Here is a 24,845-nt window from a genome sequence, read left to right as displayed (position 1 = left end):
CGGATGAGGCTGCGGCGTTGGGGTGCGTGCATCGCAAGGCGGAGGAGGGAGTCCATGCGGAGCATCGGCGACCGACGACAACGCGGCGAGGTGCGTGCCCCGGCGTCGTAGCCCCGGGATGATCCGGGCGGCACGCCTGTGGTCGGGTCCTGTCGGGCGCGTGTCGTGCGGGGGCTGTGGCCGGGGGCCGTCCGGCGGTGCGTGCGTCGGAGCGTGTCCCGGGCGTGGCTACGATGGGTGCGCCGGGCGGGCTCATTCGTCCGGCCGTCTGCCGCGCGGGTTGCGCCAGGCGGGTACCCGGGAGAATCGGAGCGGCTGGGAAGGCCATGCTCAACAAATACGCGCGTGCCTTCTTCACACGTGTTCTGACCCCGTTCGCCGCGTTCCTGATCCGGCTGGGCGTGAGTCCGGACGCCGTGACGCTGATCGGGACGGCCGGTTCGGTGGCCGGTGCGCTGGTGTTCTTCCCGCGCGGGGAGTTCTTCTGGGGCACCATCACGATCACGCTGTTCATCTTCTCGGACCTGGTGGACGGGAACATGGCCCGCCAGCTGGGCCGGACCAGCAAGTGGGGCGCCTTCCTGGACTCCACGCTGGACCGGGTCGCGGACGCGGCGATCTTCGGCGGTCTGGCCATGTGGTACGCGGGCAAGGGCGACGACAACCTGCTCTGCGCGGTGGCGATCTTCTGCCTGGCCAGTGGCCTGGTGGTGTCGTACACGAAGGCGCGGGCGGAGAGCCAGGGCCTGCCGTGCGACGTGTCGGGGCTGGTGGAGCGGGCCGAGCGGCTGGTGATCAGCCTGGTGGCGGCCGGGGTGGCCGGTCTGCACGTGTTCGGGGTGCCGTACGTGGAGTGGCTGCTGCCGGTGGCGCTGTGGCTGGTGGCGGCGGGCAGTCTGGTGACGGTGGTCCAGCGGGTGCTGACCGTGCGCCGTGAGGCGTTCGAGGCCGACCGAGCGGCGGCCGGGAGCTGATGGGGGGCGTCCTGCGGTGAAGGACCGACTGGTGTACTGGGCGTACGCGCTGGGCTGGGCGGTGTTGAAGCACCTGCCGGAGCCGGTGGCGCGGTGGCTGTTCGACCGGCTGGCGGACTACGCCTGGCGTCGTCGCGGGCCGCGGGTGCGGCAGCTGGAGGCGAACCTGCGCCGGGTGCGTCCGGGCCTGCACGAGGCGGCGCTGCGGCGGTTGTCGCGGGCCGGGATGCGTTCCTACCTGCGGTACTGGATGGAGTCCTTCCGGCTGCCGGTGTGGAGCCGGGAGCGGGTCCTGCGGGACGTCCAGGTGGGCGGCTACGAGCGCATAAGGGAGGCGCTGGACTCCGGGCGGGGTGTCGTGGTGGCGCTGCCGCACATGGGCAACTGGGACTTGGCGGGCACCTGGATAGCGCAGCTGGGCCACCCCTTCACGACGGTCGCGGAGCGGTTGAAGCCGGAGCGGCTGTTCGACCGGTTCGTGGAGTTCCGGGAGGGCCAGGGCATGGAGGTCCTGGCGCTGTCCGGTGGCGGAGCGAACGTGATCGGCACGCTGGCGCGGCGGCTGCGGGCGGGCAAGCTGGTGTGCCTGGTGGGCGACCGGGACCTCTCGGAGGCCGGTATCGAGGTGTCCTTCTTCGGTGAGGTGACCCGGATGCCGGCCGGGCCGGCGGCGCTGGCCCAGCGCACCGGCGCGGCGCTGCTGCCGGCGACGCTCTGGTACGACGGTCCGGTGCTGCGGGGGATGATCCACCCCGAGGTGCCGGTCCCGGAGGAGGGCGACCGCAAGGCGCGGACGCTGGCGATGACCCAGGCGATCGCGGACGTGTGGCAGCAGGGCATCAGCGAGCACCCGCAGGACTGGCACATGCTGCAGAAGTTCTGGCCGGCCGACCTGCCGGCCCGTGAGACGGTGGGGGGCGGGTCCGCGGCCGGGCGCGCCGACGCGGCGAAGGAGCCCGCCGCCGGGGCCTCCGGCACCTAGGGCCTGTCCCCGGCCCGGCCCGTACGACTGCCCGAAGGAGCTTGAGGAACCCGTGAAGATCGGCATCGTCTGCCCGTACGACTGGGACGTCCCCGGTGGGGTGCAGTTCCACATCCGGGACCTCGCCGAGCACCTGATCGGTCTGGGGCACGAGGTGTCGGTGCTGGCGCCGGCCGAGGACGACGAGGCGCTGCCGCCGTACGTGGTCTCGGCGGGGCGGGCGGTGGCGGTGCCGTACAACGGGTCGGTGGCCCGGCTGAGCTTCGGCATCCTGTCGGCGGCCCGGGTGCGGCGGTGGCTGCGCGAGGGGCGTTTCGACATCCTGCACGTGCACGAGCCGGCCTCGCCGAGCCTGTCGATGCTGGCGGCCTGGTCGGCGACCGGGCCGATGGTGGGCACCTTCCACACCTCGAACCCGCGCTCGCGGGCGATGATCGCGGCCTCGCCGATCCTGCAGCCGGGGCTGGAGAAGATGCGGGCCCGGATCGCGGTGTCGGAGTACGCCCGGCGGACCCTGGTGGAGCACCTGGGCGGGGACGCGGTGGTGATCCCCAACGGGGTGGACGTGGAGTTCTTCGCGGGGGCCGAGGCGGACGAGCGGTGGACGGGCGGTGCGGCGGCGGGGGAGCCGGGCACGATCGGCTTCATCGGCCGGATCAACGAGCCGCGCAAGGGCCTGCCGACGCTGCTGGCGGCGCTGCCGCGGATCCTGGCGGAGCGGCCGGGGGTGCGGCTGCTGGTCGCGGGCAAGGGCGACGAGGAGGAGGCGGTGGCCGGCCTGGCGCCCGAGGTGCGCGCGCAGGTGGAGTTCCTGGGCATGGTCTCGGACCGGGAGAAGGCCCGGCTGCTGCGCAGCGTGGACCTGTACGTGGCCCCGAACACGGGTGGCGAGAGCTTCGGGATCATCCTGGTCGAGGCGATGTCGGCGGGCGCCCCGGTGCTGGCCAGCGACCTGGACGCGTTCAAGCAGGTGCTGGACGGCGGGGACGCCGGGGAGCTGTTCCCGGTGGAGGACGCGGACGCGCTGGCCCGTACGGCGCTGCGGCTGCTGGGGGATCCGGGGCGGCTGGAGGAGCTGCGCAAGGCGGCTTCGCGGCACGTGCGGCGGTTCGACTGGTCGACGGTCGGCGCGGACATCCTGGCGGTGTACGAGACGGTGACGGCCGGGGCCGCGGCGGTGGTCGAGGAGGACGAGCGCAGCGCCCCGAGCCGAAGGACGCGCCGGTGACGGGAGCGGGGGCGCGGGCGGTTCGGTCCGGCCCGGGGTCGACGGCCGGGGCTTGCGTGGCGCCCGGTGCCGGTGGGGTTAGGGTCGGGCCGACCGCACCACTGTGACCCCTGGGGGAACGATGCCGCAGATCTCCGTCGACTACTCGTCCAGCCTGGCCGGGGCCTTCGAGCGCCGGGCGCTGGGCCTGGCGATCAACCGGCTGGCGGAGGAGACGATCGACGCCAAGCCGGGGTCCTGCAAGACGGTGTTCCGGCCGAGCGAGGACCTGGTGGTGGGCTCCGACGGGTCGGTGGGCGACGCCGGGGTGGACGCCCAGGTGTACGTCGAGTTCCAGGTGTTCCCGGGCCGTACGCCGGAGGCGAAGGCGGCGCTGAGCGAGGGCGTGCTGGCGCTGCTGGCGCAGCACGTGCGGCCGGCGCCGGGGACGCGGCTGTTCACCGCGGTGAACGTCGAGGACATCGACCGGGAGAGCTACCGCAGCGGCGTCGTGCAGGGCTGACGGCGGGCGGGGCGGCCGGTGACACCCGGTAACGTAGCGGTCCGTGACTACCTGGATCTGGGCCGGCGTGGCCGTGGTGCTGTTCGGCATGTACCTGAGTTGGACGGCCGGCCGGCTGGACCGGCTGCACGCCCGGATCGACGCCGCGCGGGCGGCGCTGGACGCGCAGCTGGTCCGGCGGGCCTCGGTGGCGATGGAGCTGGCGACGTCCTCGTTGCTGGACCCGGCGGCCTCGCTGCTGCTGCTGGACGCGGCGCACGCGGCCCGGCAGGCCGAGGACGAGCACCGCGAGGTGGCGGAGAGTCAGTTGAGCCTGGCGCTGCGGGCGGTGTTCGAGGAGTCGGAGCAGGTGGCGGCGCTGGTCGCGGAGCCGGGCGGCGACGAGGCGGTTCGTGATCTGACGGCCGCGGTGCGGCGGGTGCCGATGGCCCGCCGGTTCCACAACGACGCGGTGCGGGCGGCGCGGGCGGTGCGGGAGCACCGGCTGGTGCGGTACTTCCGGTTGGCGGGCAAGGCGCCGTTCCCGATGGCCTTCGAGATGGACGACGCCCCGCCGCCCGCCCTTACGCCCGAGGGAGCGCCTGCTTAGGCTGTCCTCGGATACGGCCCGTTTGTCGCATCCCGTCGTCCGGGCTGGACTTGGTGGCGCATGGTTGGGCCACCTGATCTGCCTACCATAGGGCGATAGCACTGGTTAATCTTCGAGTGAGGTCTCACGTGTCCACCACCCCCACCACCGCAGACCAGCCGCAGATCGGTACCGCCCGGGTCAAGCGCGGCATGGCCGAGCAGCTCAAGGGCGGTGTGATCATGGATGTGGTCAACGCCGAGCAGGCGAAGATCGCCGAGGACGCCGGCGCGGTGGCCGTCATGGCGCTGGAGCGGGTTCCGGCCGACATCCGCAAGGACGGCGGCGTGGCCCGCATGTCCGACCCGAACATGATCGAGGAGATCATCGAGGCGGTCTCCATCCCGGTGATGGCCAAGTCCCGCATCGGGCACTTCGTGGAGGCCCAGGTCCTGCAGTCGCTGGGTGTCGACTACATCGACGAGTCCGAGGTGCTGACCCCGGCCGACGAGGTCAACCACTCCGACAAGTTCGCCTTCACCACCCCCTTCGTCTGCGGCGCCACCAACCTGGGCGAGGCCCTGCGCCGCATCGCCGAGGGTGCGGCCATGATCCGCTCGAAGGGCGAGGCCGGCACCGGCAACGTCGTCGAGGCCGTCCGCCACCTGCGCCAGATCAAGAACGAGATCGGCCAGCTGCGGGCGCTGGACCACAACGAGCTGTACGCCGCCGCCAAGGAGCTGCGCGCCCCGTACGAGCTGGTCAAGGAGGTCGCCGAGCTCGGCAAGCTGCCGGTCGTGCTGTTCTCCGCCGGTGGCGTGGCCACCCCGGCCGACGCCGCGCTGATGCGCCAGCTGGGCGCCGAGGGCGTCTTCGTCGGCTCCGGCATCTTCAAGTCGGGCGACCCGGCCAAGCGTGCCGCCGCCATCGTGAAGGCCACCACCTTCTTCGACGACCCGAAGATCATCGCGGACGCCTCCCGCAACCTGGGCGAGGCCATGGTCGGCATCAACTGCGACACCCTGCCGGAGACCGAGCGCTACGCCAACCGCGGCTGGTAGTCACTCCGCCCTTCGCCCGGCCCGCCGCAGCGCTTCGGTGTGCGGCGGGCCGCGCCGCGTCCTTCCGTAGTAACGATCGATAGAGGTTGAAGACCGTGAGCACTCCAGTCATCGGCGTCCTCGCCCTCCAGGGCGACGTCCGCGAGCACCTGGTGGCGCTGGCCGAGGCCGACGCGCTGGCCCGTCCGGTGCGCCGCGCCGAGGAGCTGGCCGAGGTCGACGCACTGGTGATCCCCGGCGGGGAGTCCACCACCATGTCCAAGCTGGCCCTGCTGTTCGGCGTGATGGACCCGCTGCGCGCGCGGGTCGCGGCCGGCATGCCGGTGTACGGCACCTGCGCGGGCATGATCATGCTGGCCGACAAGATCCTCGACGGCCGGGAGGACCAGGAGAGCGTCGGCGGCATCGACATGACGGTGCGCCGCAACGCCTTCGGCCGGCAGAACGAGTCCTTCGAGTCCGGCCTCGCCTTCAAGGGCCTGGAGGAGGAGCCGGTGCACGGCGTCTTCATCCGCGCCCCCTGGGTCGAGGCGGTCGGCGCGGGCGTCGAGGTGCTGGCCGAGCTGCCCGGTGCGGACGGTCCGGAGAGCCGGATCGTGGCCGTGCGCCAGGGCAACCTGCTGGCCACCTCGTTCCACCCGGAGCTCACCGGCGACCACCGCGTGCACGCCTACTTCGTGAAGATGGTCGAGGAGCACCTCGCCGCCCGGTAGGGCTCCGGTAGCCGTGTGCGCCTTACCCGTGACGACACCGGTAAGATCTCTCCTGTTTCATTTCCCTTTGGCGACGTAAAGGAGCTGGCGATGTCCGGCCACTCTAAGTGGGCTACCACCAAGCACAAGAAGGCCGTGATCGACGCCAAGCGCGGCAAGCTCTTCGCCAAGATGATCAAGAACATCGAGGTGGCGGCGCGCACGGGCGGTCCCGACCCGGCGGGTAACCCGACCCTCTACGACGCCATCCAGAAGGCGAAGAAGAACTCGGTCCCGATCGACAACATCAACCGCGCCGTCAAGCGCGGTGGCGGTCTGGAGGCCGGCGGCGCCGACTACCAGACCATCATGTACGAGGGCTACGGTCCGAACGGTGTCGCCGTCCTGATCGAGTGCCTCACCGACAACCGCAACCGTGCGGCCTCCGACGTGCGCGTCGCGATGACCCGCAACGGCGGCTCGATGGCCGACCCGGGCTCGGTGTCGTACCTGTTCAACCGCAAGGGCGTCGTGATCGTCCCCAAGGCGGACGGCGTGGACGAGGACAAGCTGTTCGAGGTCGTCCTCGACCAGGAGCCGGAGGAGATCAACGACCTCGGCGAGTCCTTCGAGATCGTCTCCGAGGCCTCCAAGATGGTCGCCGTGCGCACCGCGCTGGTGGACGCCGGTGTCGACTACGACTCGGCCGAGGCCAACTTCCTCCCGAGCATGCAGGTCGAGCTGGACGTCGACGGCGCCCGCAAGATCTTCAAGCTGATCGACGCGCTGGAGGACAGCGACGACGTGCAGAACGTCTTCGCCAACTTCGACATCTCCGACGAGGTCGGCGCGCAGCTCGACTCCGAGTGACACGGCGTCGTCCGTGCCACGGTGAGTGATCGTTCTCACGGCCCGGCCCGGTGGTCCCAGGACCGCCGGGCCGGTGTCGTCGGCGGGGTTGTCGGACCCGGGCGGTAGCCTTCGCGAAGGCCGCTCGCCGTGAGCGGCGGATCGGCGAGGGACGGGGCGTGGCGTGCGGGTGCTGGGTGTTGACCCGGGGCTGACCAGGTGCGGGGTCGGCGTGGTCGAGGGCATGCCGGGCCGCCCGTTGCGGATGGCCGGGGTGGGCGTGGTGCGCACGCCGGCCGACGCCGAGATCGGGCAGCGGCTGCTGCTGGTGGAACAGGGGCTGGAGAGCTGGCTGGACGAGCACCGGCCCGACCTGGTCGCGGTCGAGCGGGTCTTCGCCCAGCACAACGTCCGCACCGTGATGGGCACGGCCCAGGCGAGCGCGGTCGCGATGCTCTGTGCCACCCGGCGCGGCATCCCGGTCACCCTGCACACCCCCAGTGAGGTCAAGGCCGCCGTCACCGGCTCCGGCCGGGCCGACAAGGCCCAGGTCACGGCCATGGTGCAGCGCCTGCTGCGACTGGACGCGCCGCCCAAGCCCGCGGACGCGGCCGACGCGCTGGCGCTGGCGATCTGCCACATCTGGCGCGGCGGGACGACCAACCGGCTGCAGGCCGCGGCCCAGGCCGCAGCCGAGGCCGCCCGCTCCGGGCCCGCCCGGGGCCCCTTCTCCGTGAAAGGCAGTAGTCGGTGATCGCCTTCGTGCAAGGACCGGTGGCGGCCATCGCCTCCGGCATCGCGGTGGTCGAGGTCGGTGGGGTCGGCATGGCCGTCCAGTGCACCCCGAACACCCTGGCCGGCCTGCGGCTCGGTGAGCCCGCCCGGCTGGCCACCTCGCTGGTGGTCCGGGAGGACTCGCTGACCCTGTTCGGCTTCGCCGACGACGACGAGCGGGCCGTGTTCGAGATCCTCCAGGCCGCGCCGGGCGTGGGCCCCAAGCTGGCGCAGGCGATCCTGGGCGTGCACAGCCCCGACGCGCTGCGCGCCGCGGTGGCTGGCGGGGACGAGAAGGCGCTGGTCGCGGTGCCGGGCATCGGCAAGGCGAAGGCGGCCAAGCTGCTGCTGGAGTACAAGGACAAGCTGGGCGCCCCGCACGGCGCGGTGCCCGCGCAGAAGCCGATCGCCACCGGCCCCGCGCCGTGGAGCGAGCAGCTGCACTCCGCGCTGACCGGCCTCGGCTACGCCCCGCGCGAGGCGGACGACGCGGTCGCCGCCGTCACCCCGGAGGCGGAGGCCCAGCAGTCGCCGGACGTCGGCGCCCTGCTGCGGCTGGCCCTGCGCGGCCTCAACCGCGCCCGCTGAAACCACCCGACGACCTGACCGTCCGTCGACACCGACACCGGAGACCCTGGAGCCCGCGAGGATGTACGACTCGGAACCCGCCGACCGGCTGGTGACCGCCGCCGCCGACGGCGAGGACCAGGCGGTCGAGGCCGCGCTGCGCCCCAAGCTGCTGGACGAGTTCATCGGCCAGGAGCGGGTGCGCGAGCAGCTCTCCCTGGTGCTCCAGGCGGCCCGCCAGCGCGGCAGCGCGCCGGACCACGTGCTGCTGAGCGGCCCGCCCGGACTGGGCAAGACCACCCTCTCCATGATCATCGCCGCCGAGCTGGGCGCCCCGATCCGGATCACCTCCGGCCCGGCCATCCAGCACGCGGGGGACCTCGCGGCGATCCTCTCCTCGCTCACCGAGGGCGAGGTGCTCTTCCTCGACGAGATCCACCGGATGTCCCGGCCGGCCGAGGAGATGCTCTACATGGCGATGGAGGACTTCCGGGTCGACGTGATCGTCGGCAAGGGCCCGGGCGCCACCGCGATCCCGCTGGAGCTGCCGCCCTTCACCCTGGTCGGCGCCACCACCCGGGCCGGACTGCTGCCGCCGCCGCTGCGCGACCGCTTCGGCTTCACCGGGCACATGGAGTTCTACGCCCCGGCCGAGCTCCAGCGGGTGGTGCACCGCTCGGCCACGCTGCTGGACGTCGAGATAGACCCGGCCGGCGCGGCCGAGATCGCCGGGCGCTCGCGCGGCACCCCCCGCATCGCCAACCGGCTGCTGCGCCGGGTCCGCGACTACGCCCAGGTCCGGCACGACGGCGTGGTCACCCCCGCGATCGCCGCCCGGGCGCTGGACGTCTACGAGGTGGACGCCCGCGGCCTGGACCGGCTGGACCGCGCGGTGCTGAGCGCGCTGCTGCGGCTGTTCGGCGGCGGCCCGGTCGGCCTCTCGACCCTCGCCGTCGCGGTGGGGGAGGAGGCCGAGACGGTCGAGGAGGTGGCCGAGCCGTTCCTGGTCCGGGAGGGCCTGCTCGCCCGCACCCCGCGCGGCCGGATCGCCACCGCCGCGGCCTGGCAGCACCTGGGCCTGACCCCGCCGGTCCAGACCACGCGGGGCAGCGTGCCGCCCCAGCCGGAGCTGTTCCGGCCGGACGGAAACTGACCGCTCTCGGCCGAACGGGTGAGACCCGGCCGTCGGTTCCCGCCCCCGCCCGGCGCTGTGCCCCGGGGAGGAGACGGGGGCGAAGTCCCGGGAATCCGTGCAGGCGGAGGGTCGCCACTTTCGGTGGCAGGATGCGATGCTTGGCGTTGTCCGATCAGTTCGGGGTCGCCTAGACTCCGCCGGACCGCCCCTCTCACCTGACGGGCCGACCCATACCACACAGGCCGCCGGCCGGCGGCCCGTAAAGGACCCTGGCTGCAGTGAACCTCATCATCCTTCTCCTCCCGATCATCGCGATCGTGCTCATGTTCCGGTCGCAGAAGAAGCGCCAGCAGCAGCAGCAGAGCATGCAGACCTCGCTGGAGCCCGGGGCGGGAGTGCGCACCATCGGCGGCCTGTACGCCCAGGTGAAGGCGGTCAACGACGAGACCGTCGAGCTGGAGATCGCGCCCGGCGTGGTCACCCACTTCACCAAGAGCGCCATCGCGGCCGTCCTGGACCCCCAGGAGTACGACGCGATCATCAACGGTCGCCCCGCCGACGACGAGCTGTCCGAGCCGGAGGCCGAGGACACCGACGCCGCGCCGGTCGAGGACAAGCCGCTGACGCTCACCAAGGACAGCGCCGAGAAGGGCGATGTCAAGGGGGATGTCGAGGGCGGGGCTCCCGCGAGCAAGTAGTACGGCCGGGCAACCCGCCCGGTCGCGCGGCGCAGTGCCGCGAGCCCACAGGACCTCAGGGCCGCAGACCCGCCATGCCCCCGTCCCGCCACGAGCCGGACGGGGGTCCGGTCGGCGACGTGGCATGGACAGGGAGAAACGAGCAAGGTGGCAACACCCAAGTCGCGCCCGCGCGACGGCTACCCAGGGCGGGCGCTGGCCCTCATCCTGGTCGTCACCGTCGGACTGGTCGCCCTCATGTTCGGGACGGGCAACACCAAGCCCCGGCTCGGTATCGACCTCGCAGGCGGCACCAGCATCACGCTGACCGCGAAGTCGAAGGATCCCAAGGCGATCACCAAGGCGAACATGGACATCGCCGTCGGGATCATGGAGCGCCGCGTCAACGGGATGGGTGTCTCCGAGGCGGAGGTCCAGACCCAGGGCTCGGACACGATCATCGTGAACATCCCCAAGGGCGGCGACAAGCAGAACGCGGCGGACCAGGTCGGTACCACCGCCCAGCTGTTCTTCCGTCCGGTCCTGGCGGTCGCGCCGAGCGGCTTCACGCCGCCCGCGCCGCCCACCGGCACCCCGTCCGCGGGCGCCTCGGGCACCCCGAGCGCCGCCCCGTCGGGCAGCGCGACCCCCACGGCCGGCGCGAGCGGCTCCGCGAGCCACGCTCCCACCCCGTCCGCCAGCGCGAGCGCCACCAAGCAGGGCCGCTCCGTCGGTGAGGCCCTGGCCGCCGAGGGCTCCACCCCGAGCCCCGCCGCCACCGGCGTCAGCGGCACCCCGTCCGCCCCCGCCACCGGGTCGGCCGCCCCGAGCGCCCAGGCCACCCAGCCGAGCGCCGCCGACGTGAGCGCGGCGATGACCCAGGGCACCGTGCCGCCGGAGCTGGCCACCGCGTTCGCCAACCTCGACTGCACCAAGCCGGAGCAGCGCTCGACCCAGACCGGCGCCGTGGACAAGGCCGTCGTCGCCTGCTCGCAGAAGCCCGTCAAGGGCGGCTACTACGAGAAGCTGGCGCTCGGCCCCGTCGCGGTCAAGGGCTCGGACGTCTCCAAGGCCCAGCCCAGCCTCGACACCCAGACGGGTGCCGGCTGGCAGGTCCAGCTGCAGTTCAACGGCACCGGCACCGACGCCTTCACCAAGGTCACCGGCCAGCTCGCCTCCCAGACCCCGCCGAACAACCAGTTCGCGATCGTGCTGGACAACCAGGTCGTCTCGCACCCGCAGGTCAACGGCCCGATCCCCGGCGGCAACGCCGTGATCACCGGCCAGTTCAGCCAGCCCGAGGCGCAGGACCTCTCCAACGTGCTGAGCTACGGCGCCCTGCCGCTGGAGTTCAGCAAGGGCGACGTCACCACCGTCTCCCCGGCGCTCGGCAGCGACCAGCTCAAGGCGGGTCTGATCGCCGGCGCGATCGGCATGCTGCTGGTGGTCGCCTACTCGCTGGTCTACTACCGTGGCCTCGGCCTGGTCTCGATCGCCGGTCTGCTCGTCTCGGCGGCCCTGACCTACTCGATCATGAGCCTGCTCGGCGGCGGGATCGGCTTCGCGCTGAACCTGCCCGCGGTCTGCGGCGCGATCGTCGCGATCGGTATCACGGCCGACTCCTTCATCGTGTACTTCGAGCGCATCCGCGACGAGGTCCGCGACGGCGCCCCGCTGCGCCCGGCCGTCCAGCGGGCCTGGCCGCGGGCCCGACGCACCATCCTGGTCTCGGACTTCGTCTCCTTCCTCTGTGCCGCGGTGCTCTACGTGGTCTCGGTCGGCAAGGTCCAGGGCTTCGCGTTCACCCTGGGTCTGACCACCGCGCTGGACGTCGTGGTGATCTTCCTCTTCACCAAGCCGATGATCACGCTGCTGGCCCGGCGGAAGTTCTTCTCCGACGGCCACCCGTGGTCCGGCCTGGACCCGAAGCGGCTGGGCGCCCGCCCGCCGCTGCGCAGCACCCGTCGCCGTAACCCCTCCTCTGCCGCCGTGAAGGAGGCCTGACACCGTGTCGCGCTTCTCCAATCTGGGCCACCGGCTCTACCAGGGCGAGGTCAGCTTCGACTTCGTCGGGCGCCGCAAGCTCTGGTACTCGATCTCCGGCGTGATCGTGCTGATCGCGGCGATCGGCCTGGCGATGGGCCTGCACCTGGGCATCGAGTTCAAGGGCGGCTCGGTCTACACCGTGACCAAGCCGGGCCTGACGGTCTCCCAGGCCCAGGACACCGCCGACGGGATCGTCTCCTCGCACCCGCTGGTGCAGTCGACGGACAGCAACAAGATCCGCATCCAGGTCAGCAGTGACGAGACGAAGAGCTCGGACGAGATCCGTTCGCAGCTCTCGCAGAAGCTCGGCGTGCCGCTGGACACCGTCGAGGCCCAGGTGATCGGCCCCAGCTGGGGCAAGCAGATCTCCAACAAGGCGCTCACCGGCCTGGTCGTCTTCATGGTCCTGGTGACGGTCTACCTGGCGATCGCCTTCGAGTGGCGGATGGCGGTGGCCGCCCTGGTCGCCCTCATCCACGACCTCCTGATCACCATCGGCGTCTACGCCCTGGTGGGCTTCGAGGTCACCCCCGGTACGGTGATCGGCTTCCTGACCATCCTCGGGTACTCGCTCTACGACACGGTCGTCGTCTTCGACACCGTGAAGGAGAACGCCAAGGGGATCACCAAGCAGAACAAGCTCACCTACAGCGAGGCGGCCAACGCGGGCCTCAACCAGACCCTGGTGCGCTCGCTCAACACCACCGTGGTGGCGCTGCTGCCGGTCGCCGCGCTGCTGTTCATCGGTGGCGGCCTGCTGGGCGCCGGCACCCTGAACGACATCTCGCTCGCGCTGTTCATCGGCCTCGCGGCCGGTGCCTACTCCTCGATCTGCGTCGCCACCCCGCTGCTGGCGCAGCTCAAGGAGGAGCAGCCGGAGATGAAGGCGCTGCGCAAGCGCGTCCTGCAGCACCGGGCCGCCGCGGCGGCCAAGGGCGAGGGCGCCGACGCGACGGCGACGGACGAGGGTCCGGAGGACGACGAGCCTGCGGGTATGGTCGGTCAGCGCGGCCGGTCGGCCGGCACCACCCGTGCCAAGGGCCGTCCGTCCACCAAGCGCTGAACCGCACCCGACCCTGAGGACAGAACACCGTGACCACCGCCGACACCGCACTGGCCGAGCTGCTGAACAGCCGGATCCGGGACGTCCCGGACTACCCGAAGCCGGGTGTGCTGTTCAAGGACATCGCGCCGCTGCTCGCCGACGCCGAGGCCTTCGGCGCCCTCACCCGGGCGCTGGCGGACCGGGCGCTGGAGCTCGGGGCGACCAAGGTGGTGGGCCTGGAGGCGCGCGGCTTCGTGCTGGCGGCTCCGGCGGCCTTCGCGGCCGGGCTCGGCTTCGTGCCGGTCCGCAAGGCCGGGAAGCTGCCCGGCGAGGTGTTCCGGCGCTCGTACGAGCTGGAGTACGGCTCGGCGACGCTGGAGGTGCAGTGCGACGCCTTCACGCCCGGTGAGCGGGTGCTGGTGGTGGACGACGTGCTGGCCACCGGCGGCACCATCGGTGCCTCGCTGGACCTGGTGAAGGAGGCCGGCGCCGAGCTGGCGGGCGTCGTGGTGCTGATGGAGCTGGGCTTCCTGGACGGCCGCGAGCGGCTGACCGGGCACCTGGGCGACGCCCCGCTGGAGACGCTGGTCACGGTCTGAGAGGCAGGACGGAAGGACGGCGGTCGGATCATCCGACCGCCGTCCTTCCGTTTCCGGGCCCGGCCCGATGAACACCGGGCCGCCCGGCTCGGTACCATGAAGATTCATCCCCTCCCGGTAGTGCCCGGACCGCACGGGCCTCGGCGGGGGTCGGCCCCGGTGCCCCGAGGAGTGTCCTTGCCCGACGAGGTTGTGCCCACGGCCGCAGCGGCCGCCCCCGAGAACCACCCCACGCCCTCGGGGGCCACCCCGGCACGCCCGGCGCCGGCCTCCTCGCGCCAGCTCGCCCCGCTCGGCCGCGGCTCCGGCAGCGGCGGCGGGATGCGCGCCCGGCTGGCCCGCCTCGGCGGCCAGCGCTCCAGCGTGCTCAACCCCGTCCTGGAGCCGCTGTTCCGCTCGATCCGGGCGAACGACCCCAAGGCCGACCCGGCGCTGCTGCGCGACATCGAGCGCGCCTACGCCGTCGCCGAGAAGTGGCACCGCGGGCAGAAGCGCAAGAGCGGCGACCCGTACATCACCCACCCGCTGGCGGTCGCGACCATCCTGGCCGAGCTAGGCATGGACGCCGCGACCCTGATGGCGGGGCTGCTGCACGACACCGTCGAGGACACCGACTACGGCCTGGAGACCCTGCGCAAGGACTTCGGCGACTCGGTGGCCCTGCTGGTCGACGGCGTCACCAAGCTGGACCGGGTCAAGTTCGGCGAGGCCGCGCAGGCCGAGACCGTCCGCAAGATGGTCGTGGCGATGGCCAAGGACCCCCGGGTCCTGGTGATCAAGCTCGCCGACCGCCTGCACAACATGCGCACCATGCGCTACCTCAAGCGGGAGAAGCAGGAGAAGAAGGCCCGCGAGACGCTGGAGATCTACGCCCCGCTGGCGCACCGGCTGGGCATGAACACCATCAAGTGGGAGCTGGAGGACCTCGCCTTCGCGATCCTCTACCCCAAGATGTACGACGAGATCGTCCGGCTGGTCGCCGAGCGCGCCCCCAAGCGGGACGAGTACCTGGCGACCGTCATCGACCAGGTCCAGGCGGACCTGCGGGGCGCCCGGATCACCGCCTCCGTCACCGGCCGGCCGAAGCACTACTACTCGGTCTACCAGAAGATGATCGTCCGGGGCCGGGACTTCGCCGAGATCTACGACCTGGTGGGCATCCGGGTCCTGGTCGACACCGTCCGCGACTGCTACGCGGCGCTGGGCACCATCCACGCGCGGTGGAACCCGGTGCCGGGGCGGTTCAAGGACTACATCGCGATGCCCAAGTTCAACATGTACCAGTCGCTGCACACCACGGTGATCGGTCCGGGCGGCAAGCCCGTCGAACTCCAGATCCGCACCTTCGACATGCACCGGCGGGCCGAGTACGGCATCGCCGCGCACTGGAAGTACAAGCAGCGCGCCGTCGCCGGGGCCTCCAAGATCCGCACCGACACCCCGACCCAGGTCCGCAAGGACGACAAGGCCGGCGCCGTCAACGAGATGGCCTGGCTGCGACAGCTGCTGGACTGGCAGAAGGAGACCGCCGACCCGGGCGAGTTCCTGGAGTCGCTGCGCTTCGACCTGGCCAGCAACGAGGTCTTCGTCTTCACCCCCAAGGGTGACGTGATAGCCCTGCCGGCCGGCTCGACCCCGGTCGACTTCGCCTTCGCGGTGCACACCGAGGTCGGCTACCGGACCATAGGGGCCCGGGTCAACGGCCGCCTGGTGCCGCTGGAGTCGACCCTGGAGAACGGCGACGCCGTCGAGGTGTTCACCTCCAAGGCGGAGAACGCCGGACCCTCCCGGGACTGGCTGGGCTTCGTCAAGTCCCCGCGCGCCCGCAACAAGATCCGCGCCTGGTTCTCCAAGGAGCGCCGCGAGGAGGCGATCGAGCACGGCAAGGAGGCGATCGTCCGGGCGATGCGCAAGCAGGGCCTGCCGATCCAGCGGATCCTGACCGGCGACTCGCTGGTCACCCTGGCCCACGAGATGCGCTACCCCGACATCTCCTCGCTCTACGCCGCCATCGGCGAGGGGCACGTCGCCGCGCAGAACATCGTCCAGAAGCTGGTCCAGGCGCTCGGCGGCGAGGAGGGGGCCACCGAGGACCTCGCCGAGACGGCCACCCCGACCCACGACAACCGGCGGGCCGTGCGCCGCCGGGCCAAGGGCGACCCCGGCGTGATCGTCAAGGGCGTCGAGGACGTCTGGGTCAAGCTGTCCCGCTGCTGCACCCCGGTGCCGGGCGACCCGATCGTCGGCTTCGTCACCCGCGGCAACGGCGTCTCGGTGCACCGCGCCGACTGCGTCAACGTGGAGTCGCTGAGCCAGCAGCCCGAGCGGATGATCGACGTCGAGTGGGCGGCCACCCAGTCCTCGGTCTTCCTGGTGGCCATCCAGGTCGAGGCGCTGGACCGCTCCCGGCTGCTCTCGGACGTCACCCGGGTGCTCTCCGACCAGCACGTCAACATCCTGTCGGCGGCGGTCCAGACCTCCCGGGACCGGGTGGCGATGAGCCGCTTCACCTTCGAGATGGGCGACCCGAAGCACCTGGGCCACGTGCTCAAGGCGGTCCGCGGCGTCGAGGGCGTGTACGACGTCTACCGGGTCACCTCGGCCCGCAAGTAGCCGCAGCGCACGAGGAAGGCCCCCGGGGAGCTCCCCGGGGGCCTTCCTCGTGCAGTGCGCTCAAGTGCGCTCAAGTGCGCTCAGCGGGCTCAGCGGGCCGGAATCAGCCGCTGAACTCCTCCTGGCTCCGGTGGGCCTGCTCCAGCAGGGTCTCCACACCGGAGAGCTCGGCCTCCAGCTTGGCGACCTTGCCGGCGTTGCCCGCCGAGCGGGCCTTGTCCAGGTCGGCCCGGAGCTTGTCGGCCTTCGCCTCGAACAGGCCCACCATGCCGGCCGCGCGGGCCTTGGCCTCCGGGTTGGAGCGCTTCCACTCGCTGTCCTCGGCCTCGCGGATGGCCCGCTCGACCGCGTTCAGCCGGCCGTCCAGCTTCGGACGGATGTCGCGCGGGACGTGGCCGATGGCCTCCCAGCGCTCGTTGACCTCGCGCAGCGCGGCCTTGGCGGCCTTGAGGTCGGTGATCGGCAGGATCGCCTCGGCCTCGGTGGCCAGCGCCTCCTTGAGCTTCTGGTTCTCCACCTGCTCGGCGTCGCGCTCGCTGAACACCGCGGAACGGGCCTGGAAGAACACGTCCTGGGCGCCGCGGAACCGCGCCCACAGCTCGTCCTCCACGTCCCGCTGCGCCCGGCCGGCGGACTTCCAGCGCGCCATCAGGTCGCGGTAGGCGGCCGCGGTGCTGCCCCAGTCGCTGGACGAGGAGAGCGCCTCGGCCTCGGAGACCAGCGCCTCCTTGGTCTGCCGGGCGTGCTCGCGCTCGGCGTCCAGGGTGGCGAAGTGCGCCTTGCGGTGCTTGGAGAAGACCGAGCGGGCGTGCGAGAAGCGGTGCCACAGCTCGTCGTCGCTCTTGCGGTCCAGCCGCGGCAGGCCCTTCCAGGTGTCCACCAGGGCGCGCAGCCGGTCCCCGGCCTCCCGCCACTGGGTGGACTCGGCGAGCTGCTCGGCCTCGGAGACCAGCGCCTCCTTGGCGGTGCGGGTCTCGTCCTGGGCCTTGGCGCGGGCGGCCTTGCGCTCCTCCCGCCGGCTCTCGATCTCACCGGTGAGCGTGTCCAGGCGCTTGGCCAGCGCGTCCAGGTCGCCGACCGCGTGTCCCTCGGTCACCTGGGCGCGGAGGTGCTCCAGCGCGGTCTGGGCGTCCTTGGCGGCCAGGTCGGTGGTGCGCACCCGCTTCTCCAGCAGGCCGATCTCCACCTCGATGCCCTGGTACTTGCGCTCGAAGTAGGCGAGGGCCTCCTCGGGCGAGCCGGCCTGCCAGGAACCCACGACGCGTTCGCCGTCGGCCGTCCTGACGTACACCGTGCCCTGCTCGTCCACACGGCCCCACGGGTCGCTGCTCATAGCGCGTCCTCCACATGACGTCGCGCCCGCTCCGGGGCGGCGCACGACCGTCGTCCACAGTTGATGTGCGGCGGACCGATGAGTCCGCCGTCCCCGTCCGCCGTGCCTTGCTGCCGAGGGTGACGGCTAGGCGGGTCCGGGCACCCTATACAACGCCAACATAGGCGACCAGGACCGGTGCTGTCCGCATCCGGGCCGGGCGATTTCGGTCCGGGACCGGGCGGGGGGCGCTCCGCGCGCCCGCCGCCGGTGGTCCCGGGTTCGGTCAACCCTTGGACACCGTAACCGAGTTGAGGGTGACGTCGGCCATCGGGTGGCCGTCGCCGGCGCCCTCCAGGGTGCCCGCGGCGGCGATCTTCTGGACCACGTCCAGGCCGCCGGTGATCTTGCCGAACGGGGTGTAGTTCGGCGGCAGCTTGGTGTCCTTGTAGACCAGGAAGAACTGGCTGCCGTTGGTGCCCGGGCCCGCGTTGGCCATCGCCACGGTGCCCGCCGGGTAGGTCGCGCCGGTCAGGTTCTCGTCCGCGAACTGGTAGCCGGGGCCGCCCGAACCCTTGGCGGTCGGGTCGCCGCACTGGAGCACGAAGATACCGTCGGTGGTGAGCCGGTGGCACTTGGTGTGGTCGAAGTACTGCTCGCCCGCCAGGAAGTTGAACGAGTTCACGGTGTGCGGGGCCTTGGCCGCGTCCAGCGCGACGGTGACCTTGCCGCAGTTGCTGTCCAGCGACATGGTGTACGAGGCACCCTGGTCGACCGACATGGCCGGCTCGGCCTTGAACTGCTTGCCGTTGGGCGAGCCCGCCGCCGGGGCGGCGCAGCCCTCGACCGGCTTGCGGGTCGGGGTGGCGGCCGGGTCGGCCTGGGCCGGGTCGCTCTGGCTCGGCGCGGCCTGCGGGGTGGCGGCGGCCGAGGTGCCCTTGTCCTTGTCGGAGCTGAACGCGCCGCCGGCGAAGAGCCCGCCGCCGCCGGCCAGCACCACCACCGCGAGCGAGGCGCCCAGGATCGTGTTGCGGCGCCGCCGGGCGGAGGCCGCCTCGGCCCGGCGCTGCGTCTGGCGCTCGTACTTCTCGCGGGCGAGCTGCCGCCGCCGCTGTTCGCTGCTGACCACCGGCCGTGTCTCCTGAGCATGTGCGGGAAAAGTGGATGGGTTCCGGAGCGGATCATCGCACCCATCGGCGGCCAAGTGTAGGGACCGGGCCCGTAAGGACGCGGTGAACCTGTCATGGCCCCGGCCCGCCACCGCCTATCTGGTTCGCAACCGGACCCGGACCGCCGGTAGGCTTCCCTTACGTCATCACTACTGGTAGCCACCGCAGCCCACCGCCGCACACACCCGAAGGACGCGCGTGTTCATCGCCGGATTCCCCGCTGGAGCCTGGGGCACCAACTGCTACCTGGTCGCGCCGGCGGCGGGCGAGGAGTGCGTCATCGTCGACCCCGGGCACCAGGCCGCGCAGGGCGTCGAGGAGCTCATCCGTGAGCACCGGCTCAAGCCCGTCGCCGTCCTGCTCACCCACGGCCACATCGACCACGTCGCCTCGGTGGTCCCGGTCTGCGGCGCCCGCGGCGTCCCGGCCTGGATCCACCCCGAGGACCGGTACATGATGTCCGACCCGGAGAAGGCGCTCGGCCGCTCCCTGGGCACCCAGTTGATGGGCGAGCTCACCGTCGGCGAGCCCGACGACGTGCGCGAGCTCACCGACGGCAGCGTGCTGGAGCTGGCCGGCCTGCGGCTCACCGTGGACCACGCCCCGGGCCATACCGGGGGGTCGGTGACCTTCCGGACGCCCGGTGCCGAGGACCTCCCCCCGGTGCTCTTCTCGGGCGACCTGCTGTTCGCCGGCTCCATCGGGCGTACCGACCTCCCGGGCGGGGACGGCGAAGCGATCATGCGCTCGCTGGCCCGGGTGTGCCTGCCCCTCGACGACTCCACCGTGGTCCTCTCCGGCCACGGCGGTCAGACCACCATCGGCCGCGAGCGCGCCACCAACCCCTACCTCCGACAGGCAGCGGGGGCGGCCGGCGCCCCGGCTTTCCCGCGACGAGGAATGTGACGGAAGAGAAGTTGAGCACCTTCACCGCCCCCAAGGGCACCTACGACCTGCTGCCCCCCAGCTCCGCGACCTTCCTGGCGATCCGCGAGCGCATCGCCGCGCCCGCCCGCCGGGCCGGTTACGGCTACGTCGAGACCCCGGTCTTCGAGGACGTGAAGCTGTTCTCCCGCGGTGTCGGCGAGTCCACCGACATCGTCTCCAAGGAGATGTACACCCTCACCACCAAGGGCGGCGACGAGCTCGCGCTGCGCCCCGAGGGCACCGCCTCGGTGCTGCGCGCCGCGCTCCAGGCCAACCTGCACAAGCAGGGCAACCTGCCGGTCAAGCTCTGGTACTCCGGCTCGTACTACCGCTACGAGCGCGCCCAGAAGGGCCGCTACCGCCAGTTCTCCCAGGTCGGCGCGGAGGCGATCGGCGCCGAGGACCCGGCCCTGGACGCCGAGCTGATCATCCTGGCCGACGACGCCTTCCGCGCGCTGGGCCTGAGCGACTACTCGCTGCTGCTCAACAGCCTCGGCGACAAGCAGTGCCGCCCGGTCTACCGCGCCGCCCTGATCGAGTTCCTCTCCGGGCTGGACCTGGACGAGGAGACCCGCCGCCGTGCGGAGATCAACCCGCTGCGCGTGCTGGACGACAAGCGCGAGTCGGTGCAGGAGCAGCTGGTCGGCGCGCCGATGCTGCGCGACTTCCTGTGCGAGGAGTGCAAGGCGTACGACGAGAAGGTGCGCGAGCTGCTCACCGCCGCCGGCGTCGCCTTCGTCGACGACCCGAAGCTGGTCCGCGGCCTGGACTACTACACCCGCACCACCTTCGAGTTCGTGCACAACGGCCTCGGCGCCCAGTCCGCGATCGGCGGCGGCGGCCGCTACGACGGCCTGTCCGAGATGATCGGCGGCCCGGCGCTGCCGTCCGTCGGCTGGGCGCTCGGCGTGGACCGCACCTACCTGGCCCTGGAGGCCGAGGGCGTCGCCCTCGACCTGCCGCCCGCCACCTCCGTCTACGCCGTCGCGCTGGGCGAGGAGGCCAAGAACCTGCTGTTCGCCAAGGTGGTCGAGCTGCGCCGGGCCGGCGTCGCCACCGACCTCGCCTTCGGCGTCAAGAGCATCAAGAACGCCATGAAGTCCGCCGACCGGTCCGGCGCCCGCTTCGCCCTGATCGCCGGTGACCGGGACCTCGCCGAGGGCGTCGTCCAGCTCAAGGACATGAGCACCGGCGAGCAGTCCCCCGTCGCCCTCGACGCACTCGTCACCACCTTGAAGGAGAAGCAGCTGTGATCCGCACGCACGACGCGGGCACGCTCCGCCCGGAGCACGCAGGCACCACCGTCACCCTGGCCGGCTGGGTCGCCCGCCGCCGCGACCACGGCGGCGTCGCCTTCATCGACCTGCGCGACGCCTCCGGCACCGTGCAGATCGTGGTCCGCGACCTCGACTCGGTGCACGGCCTGCGCGCCGAGTACTGCGTCAAGGTCGTCGGCGACGTCCGGGTCCGCCCCGAGGGCAACGAGAACCCGGACATCCCGACCGGCGCGGTCGAGGTCGTCGTCAGCGACATCGAGGTGCTCTCCGAGGCCGCCCCGCTGCCGTTCCCGGTCGCCGAGTACGAGCCGGGCACGGTCAACGAGGAGGTCCGGCTGCGCTACCGCTACCTGGACCTGCGCCGCGAGGGCCCGGCCAAGGGCCTGCGGCTGCGCTCGAAGGTCAACAACATCATCCGCCGGGTGATGGAGGAGAACGACTTCCTCGACATCGAGACGCCGTACCTCACCCGCTCCACCCCCGAGGGCGCCCGCGACTTCCTCGTCCCGGTCCGCCTGCAGCCCGGCCACTGGTACGCCCTGCCGCAGTCGCCCCAGCTGTTCAAGCAGCTGCTGATGGTGGCCGGCATGGAGCGGTACTACCAGATCGCCCGCTGCTTCCGCGACGAGGACTTCCGCGCCGACCGCCAGCCGGAGTTCACCCAGCTGGACATCGAGGCCTCCTTCGTCGACCAGGAGGACATCCTGGCCCTCGGCGAGAAGATCGTCGGCTCGATCTGGCGCGAGGTCCACGGCTACGAGATCCCGAACCCGCTGCCGCGGATGACCTACGCGGACGCCATGGGCCGCTACGGCTCCGACAAGCCGGACGTCCGCTTCGGCCAGGAACTCACCGACCTCACCGAGTACTTCAAGGGCACCGAGTTCCGCGTCTTCCAGGCCCCGTACGTCGGTGCCGTGGTCATGCCGGGCGGCGCCTCGCAGCCGCGCAAGCAGCTGGACGCCTGGCAGGACTGGGCCAAGGCGCGCGGCGCCAAGGGCCTCGCCTACGTGCTGATCGACGGCGAGACCGGCGAGCTGCGCGGCCCGGTCGCCAAGAACCTCTCCGCGGAGCACCTGGCGGGCCTCGCCGCCGCGGCCGGTGCCAAGAACGGCGACGCGGTCTTCTTCGCGGCCGGCAAGGAGCGCCCCTCGCAGGAGCTGCTCGGTGCCGCCCGCCTGGAGATCGGCCGCCGCTGCGAGCTGATCGACGAGTCCCAGTGGGCCTTCCTCTGGGTCGTCGACTTCCCGATGTTCGAGCCGATCGAGGACGACAAGGGCCAGTTCCAGGGCTGGCACGCGGTGCACCACCCGTTCACCGCCCCGACCGCGGAGTCGCTGGACACCTTCGACACCGACCCGGGTGCGGCCCTGTCCAACGCCTACGACCTGGTCCTCAACGGCTCGGAGCTGGGCGGCGGTTCGATCCGTATCCACCAGCGGGACGTCCAGAAGCGGGCGTTCGACGCGATCGGCCTGTCCGAGGAGGAGGCGGCCTCGCAGTTCGGCTTCCTGCTGGACGCCTTCAACTACGGCCCGCCGCCGCACGGTGGGGTCGCCTTCGGCCTCGACCGGATCGTCACGCTGCTCGGCGGCTACGACACCATCCGCGACGTCATCGCCTTCCCGAAGACGTCCACCGGTGGTGACCCGCTGACCGGCGCGCCGACCCCGATCACCCCGGCCCAGCGCCGCGAGGCCGGCGTGGACGCCCAGCCCAAGGTCCGCGAGGACGCCAAGCCCGAGGCGCAGCCCAAGAGCTGACGCCTCGTCATACGCGCTAACCTGCAACGGCCCCGGACGGTCCACCCACCGTCCGGGGCCGGTCCACAACGTGGTGTGACACAGGGAGGGTTGACTCGATGCAGGTCACCACGAGAGTCGAATGTCCGCAGGACGCCCCGGCGACCAGGCGCGTGCTCATGGCCGCGTTCCCCGGGCCGGACGAGGCGGACCTGGTGGATGCGCTGCGCCGCGACCCGGCCTGGCTGCCCGGGCTGTCGCTGGTCGCGGTCGACGACGGCGGGCTGGTGATCGGCCACGCCCTGCTGACCCGGCTGCGGGTCGGTGACGGCGGCGGCGGGGCCGGTGACGCGCTGGCGCTCGCGCCGGTGGCGGTGGCGCCCGAGTGGCAGCGCCGGGGCGTCGGCGAACTCGTCGTCCGGGCGGCGCTGTCGGCCGCCGAGGAGGCGGGGGAGAAGCTGGTGGTGGTGCTCGGCGATCCCGGGTACTACGGACGGTTCGGCTTCATCCCGGCCGGGCGGCACGAGGTCTCCGGCCCGTTCGAGGTGCCGGAGGCGTACTTCCAGGTGCTGCTGCTGGCGGCGTACGACGGCGACCCGCGCGGGCTGTGCCGCTACCCGGAGCCCTTCGTCGCGGTCTAGGGCCCGTCTCGGGGGCGCCCCGTGACCCGGTTCGCCCGTTCCTCCGGTCCGACCTGCGGGGTCACCGTTCTGCGCCTACGGTGAAGGGTCATCAGCAGTAGTCGGACGGAGGACCCGAGAGTGGCCAAGGGGCAGCAGCGGACCGCGAAGCCGGAACGACTGGCGAAGAAGCCGTACGAGCGGGAACTGCTGCGGCTGCAGCAGGAGCTGGTGAAGCTCCAGGAGTGGGTGCGGGTCGAGGGCGCCCGCCTGGTGGTGGTCTTCGAGGGGCGGGACGCGGCCGGCAAGGGCGGGGCGATCAAGCGGGTGACGGAGTACCTGAACCCGCGCATCGCCCGGGTCGCGGCGCTGCCCACCCCGACCGAGCGGCAGAAGACCCAGTGGTACTTCCAGCGGTACGTCGAACAGCTCCCGGCGGCCGGGGAGATCGTGCTGTTCGACCGCAGCTGGTACAACCGGGCCGGGGTCGAGCGGGTGATGGGCTTCTGCAGCGACGAGGAGTACTGGCAGTTCCTGCACCAGTGCCCGACCTTCGAGCAGATGCTGATCGAGGCGGGCATCCTGCTGCGCAAGTACTGGTTCTCGGTCAGTGACACCGAGCAGGAGCAGCGGTTCCGGGACCGGCTGGAGGACCCGATGAAGCGCTGGAAGCTCTCCCCGATGGACGTGGAGTCGATCACCCACTGGGAGGACTACTCGCGGGCCAAGGACGAGATGTTCGTCTACACCGACATCCCGCAGTCGCCCTGGCACGTGGTGGAGAGCGACGACAAGCGGCGGGCCCGGATCAACATGATCGCCCACCTGCTCTCCACCGTCCCGTACCACGAGGTCGCCCCGCCGCGGATCGAGCTGCCGCCCCGCCCGGCCCCGCACGGCTACCAGCGGCCCCCGCGCGACCTGCAGAAGTACGTCCCGGACCACGCCGCCGGGCTGCGGTAGCCGGGCACCGCGCGGTAGCCGGCACCGCGCGGGGGCGGGCCTGTCGGCGGGCTCAACTAGGCTTCCGGTGTGGACGAACCGGACCTCTTCACCGCCGCCGCCGAGGAACTCCAGGCCAGGGAGCCCGGCCGGGCCCCGCTGGCCGTACGGATGCGCCCGCGCACCCTGGACGAGGTGGCCGGGCAGCGGCAGCTGTTGAAGCCCGGCTCGCCGCTGCGCCGGCTGGTGGCGGGCTCCCGCGGGCCGGCCGCCACCAGCTCGGTGATCCTGTGGGGGCCGCCCGGCACCGGCAAGACCACCCTGGCGCACGTGATCAGCCAGGCCGTGGAGGGCCGCTTCGTCGAGCTGTCCGCGATCACCGCCGGGGTCAAGGAGGTCCGGGCGGTGATCGACGGCGCCCGGCGGGCGGTCGGCATGTCCGGCCGGGAGACGGTGCTGTTCCTGGACGAGATCCACCGCTTCTCCAAGGCCCAGCAGGACTCGCTGCTGCCCGCCGTGGAGAACCGCTGGGTCACCCTGATCG

The 24,845-nt window shown here is 72.0% G+C and carries 24 protein-coding genes; 22 read left to right on the top strand and 2 right to left on the bottom strand.

The annotated features are described in order from the left end of the window. The first annotated feature begins 326 nt into the window (after positions 1 to 326). The 16 genes from pgsA (at position 327) to ACFV8H_RS31580 (ending at position 16,312) form a co-directional block, all read left to right on the top strand. The gene (gene pgsA / locus ACFV8H_RS31655) at positions 327 to 974 is read left to right on the top strand and encodes a phosphatidylinositol phosphate synthase (protein ID WP_375890030.1); all 648 of its coding nucleotides are present in this window, start codon (positions 327 to 329) and stop codon (positions 972 to 974) included. Between the two features lie 16 nt (positions 975 to 990). Beyond that, positions 991 to 1,956, top strand: coding sequence for a phosphatidylinositol mannoside acyltransferase (locus tag ACFV8H_RS31650; protein WP_380406872.1), 966 nt, complete (start codon positions 991 to 993; stop codon positions 1,954 to 1,956). A gap of 52 nt (positions 1,957 to 2,008) precedes the next feature. Continuing rightward, complete coding sequence (locus ACFV8H_RS31645; protein ID WP_380406870.1) at positions 2,009 to 3,184, top strand: glycosyltransferase family 4 protein; 1,176 nt, start codon at positions 2,009 to 2,011, stop codon at positions 3,182 to 3,184. Between the two features lie 121 nt (positions 3,185 to 3,305). Continuing rightward, complete coding sequence (locus tag ACFV8H_RS31640) at positions 3,306 to 3,686, top strand: 5-carboxymethyl-2-hydroxymuconate Delta-isomerase (protein ID WP_380406868.1); 381 nt, start codon at positions 3,306 to 3,308, stop codon at positions 3,684 to 3,686. A 43-nt stretch (positions 3,687 to 3,729) separates the two neighbouring features. Beyond that, a complete protein-coding gene (locus ACFV8H_RS31635) occupies positions 3,730 to 4,275 on the top strand; it encodes a hypothetical protein (protein ID WP_375890023.1) in 546 nt (181 codons plus the stop codon). Positions 4,276 to 4,403: 128 nt separating this feature from the next. After that, complete coding sequence (gene pdxS, locus ACFV8H_RS31630; protein WP_375890021.1) at positions 4,404 to 5,315, top strand: pyridoxal 5'-phosphate synthase lyase subunit PdxS; 912 nt, start codon at positions 4,404 to 4,406, stop codon at positions 5,313 to 5,315. Between the two features lie 95 nt (positions 5,316 to 5,410). Further along, positions 5,411 to 6,028: a pyridoxal 5'-phosphate synthase glutaminase subunit PdxT gene (gene pdxT / locus ACFV8H_RS31625; RefSeq protein ID WP_375890020.1), complete on the top strand. Its 618-nt coding sequence runs from the start codon at positions 5,411 to 5,413 to the stop codon at positions 6,026 to 6,028. Between the two features lie 90 nt (positions 6,029 to 6,118). Beyond that, positions 6,119 to 6,877 (top strand): YebC/PmpR family DNA-binding transcriptional regulator, encoded by a 759-nt coding sequence (locus ACFV8H_RS31620; RefSeq protein ID WP_375890018.1) that lies wholly within the window; start codon positions 6,119 to 6,121, stop codon positions 6,875 to 6,877. Between the two features lie 163 nt (positions 6,878 to 7,040). Beyond that, entirely contained in the window at positions 7,041 to 7,610 is a 570-nt protein-coding gene (gene ruvC, locus ACFV8H_RS31615; RefSeq protein WP_375890016.1) for a crossover junction endodeoxyribonuclease RuvC, read from the top strand. Further along, on the top strand, positions 7,607 to 8,218 hold the full coding sequence (gene ruvA / locus ACFV8H_RS31610) for a Holliday junction branch migration protein RuvA (protein ID WP_380406865.1): 612 nt from the start codon (positions 7,607 to 7,609) through the stop codon (positions 8,216 to 8,218). Before ruvC ends, ruvA begins: the two co-directional genes overlap by 4 nt. A gap of 61 nt (positions 8,219 to 8,279) precedes the next feature. Beyond that, a complete protein-coding gene (gene ruvB / locus ACFV8H_RS31605) occupies positions 8,280 to 9,350 on the top strand; it encodes a Holliday junction branch migration DNA helicase RuvB (RefSeq protein WP_380406863.1) in 1,071 nt (356 codons plus the stop codon). Positions 9,351 to 9,610: 260 nt separating this feature from the next. Beyond that, entirely contained in the window at positions 9,611 to 10,030 is a 420-nt protein-coding gene (gene yajC, locus ACFV8H_RS31600) for a preprotein translocase subunit YajC (protein WP_375890010.1), read from the top strand. A 147-nt stretch (positions 10,031 to 10,177) separates the two neighbouring features. Continuing rightward, positions 10,178 to 12,013, top strand: coding sequence for a protein translocase subunit SecD (gene secD / locus ACFV8H_RS31595; protein WP_380406861.1), 1,836 nt, complete (start codon positions 10,178 to 10,180; stop codon positions 12,011 to 12,013). Positions 12,014 to 12,017: 4 nt separating this feature from the next. Next, positions 12,018 to 13,118 carry a protein translocase subunit SecF gene (secF, locus tag ACFV8H_RS31590; protein ID WP_380406859.1) on the top strand — a complete coding sequence of 367 codons (1,101 nt, stop codon included), beginning with the start codon at positions 12,018 to 12,020 and terminating at the stop codon, positions 13,116 to 13,118. 29 nt (positions 13,119 to 13,147) lie between these two features. After that, positions 13,148 to 13,699 carry an adenine phosphoribosyltransferase gene (locus tag ACFV8H_RS31585; RefSeq protein WP_380406857.1) on the top strand — a complete coding sequence of 184 codons (552 nt, stop codon included), beginning with the start codon at positions 13,148 to 13,150 and terminating at the stop codon, positions 13,697 to 13,699. Between the two features lie 96 nt (positions 13,700 to 13,795). After that, on the top strand, positions 13,796 to 16,312 hold the full coding sequence (locus ACFV8H_RS31580) for a RelA/SpoT family protein (RefSeq protein WP_375890002.1): 2,517 nt from the start codon (positions 13,796 to 13,798) through the stop codon (positions 16,310 to 16,312). Between the two features lie 103 nt (positions 16,313 to 16,415). On the opposite strand, the gene ACFV8H_RS31575 is transcribed toward ACFV8H_RS31580, so the two are convergent. Both ACFV8H_RS31575 and ACFV8H_RS31570 read right to left on the bottom strand, forming a co-directional pair. Continuing rightward, positions 16,416 to 17,645 (bottom strand): DUF349 domain-containing protein, encoded by a 1,230-nt coding sequence (locus ACFV8H_RS31575; RefSeq protein ID WP_375890000.1) that lies wholly within the window; start codon positions 17,643 to 17,645, stop codon positions 16,416 to 16,418. 265 nt (positions 17,646 to 17,910) lie between these two features. Beyond that, positions 17,911 to 18,753 carry a peptidylprolyl isomerase gene (locus ACFV8H_RS31570; protein WP_380406854.1) on the bottom strand — a complete coding sequence of 281 codons (843 nt, stop codon included), beginning with the start codon at positions 18,751 to 18,753 and terminating at the stop codon, positions 17,911 to 17,913. 238 nt (positions 18,754 to 18,991) lie between these two features. Here ACFV8H_RS31570 and ACFV8H_RS31565 point away from each other — a divergent pair, with 238 nt between their 5' ends. The 6 genes from ACFV8H_RS31565 to ACFV8H_RS31540 form a co-directional block, all read left to right on the top strand. After that, positions 18,992 to 19,699 carry an MBL fold metallo-hydrolase gene (locus ACFV8H_RS31565; protein ID WP_360230103.1) on the top strand — a complete coding sequence of 236 codons (708 nt, stop codon included), beginning with the start codon at positions 18,992 to 18,994 and terminating at the stop codon, positions 19,697 to 19,699. Between the two features lie 11 nt (positions 19,700 to 19,710). Then, entirely contained in the window at positions 19,711 to 20,973 is a 1,263-nt protein-coding gene (hisS, locus tag ACFV8H_RS31560) for a histidine--tRNA ligase (RefSeq protein WP_380406852.1), read from the top strand. Next, complete coding sequence (gene aspS, locus ACFV8H_RS31555; protein WP_375889994.1) at positions 20,970 to 22,760, top strand: aspartate--tRNA ligase; 1,791 nt, start codon at positions 20,970 to 20,972, stop codon at positions 22,758 to 22,760. The genes hisS and aspS overlap by 4 nt, the downstream gene beginning before the upstream one ends. Positions 22,761 to 22,858: 98 nt before the next feature. Beyond that, a complete protein-coding gene (locus ACFV8H_RS31550; protein WP_380406850.1) occupies positions 22,859 to 23,380 on the top strand; it encodes a GNAT family N-acetyltransferase in 522 nt (173 codons plus the stop codon). Between the two features lie 120 nt (positions 23,381 to 23,500). Continuing rightward, complete coding sequence (gene ppk2 / locus ACFV8H_RS31545) at positions 23,501 to 24,322, top strand: polyphosphate kinase 2 (protein WP_375889991.1); 822 nt, start codon at positions 23,501 to 23,503, stop codon at positions 24,320 to 24,322. A 69-nt stretch (positions 24,323 to 24,391) separates the two neighbouring features. Then, a partial coding sequence (locus tag ACFV8H_RS31540) for an AAA family ATPase (protein WP_380406848.1) occupies positions 24,392 to 24,845 on the top strand: 454 nt, incomplete at its 3' end.

Origin of the sequence: Kitasatospora sp. NPDC059827 (assembly GCF_042731675.1) — a bacterium.
Classification (GTDB): domain Bacteria; phylum Actinomycetota; class Actinomycetes; order Streptomycetales; family Streptomycetaceae; genus Kitasatospora.
The sequence above is the reverse complement of the archived record's forward strand: the minus strand, read 5'-3'. Positions and strand labels throughout refer to the sequence as shown.

Excerpts from the sequence above, each read along its gene's own strand:
- ACFV8H_RS31550 (WP_380406850.1), top strand. The coding sequence starts at position 22,859 with ATGCAGGTCACCACGAGAGTCGAATGTCCGCAGGACGCCCCGGCGACC.
- ACFV8H_RS31620 (WP_375890018.1), top strand. The coding sequence starts at position 6,119 with ATGTCCGGCCACTCTAAGTGGGCTACCACCAAGCACAAGAAGGCCGTG.
- ACFV8H_RS31640 (WP_380406868.1), top strand. The coding sequence starts at position 3,306 with ATGCCGCAGATCTCCGTCGACTACTCGTCCAGCCTGGCCGGGGCCTTC.
- ruvB (WP_380406863.1), top strand. The coding sequence starts at position 8,280 with ATGTACGACTCGGAACCCGCCGACCGGCTGGTGACCGCCGCCGCCGAC.
- pgsA (WP_375890030.1), top strand. The coding sequence starts at position 327 with ATGCTCAACAAATACGCGCGTGCCTTCTTCACACGTGTTCTGACCCCG.
- ACFV8H_RS31575 (WP_375890000.1), bottom strand. The coding sequence starts at position 17,645 with ATGAGCAGCGACCCGTGGGGCCGTGTGGACGAGCAGGGCACGGTGTAC.
- ACFV8H_RS31580 (WP_375890002.1), top strand. The coding sequence starts at position 13,796 with ATGAAGATTCATCCCCTCCCGGTAGTGCCCGGACCGCACGGGCCTCGG.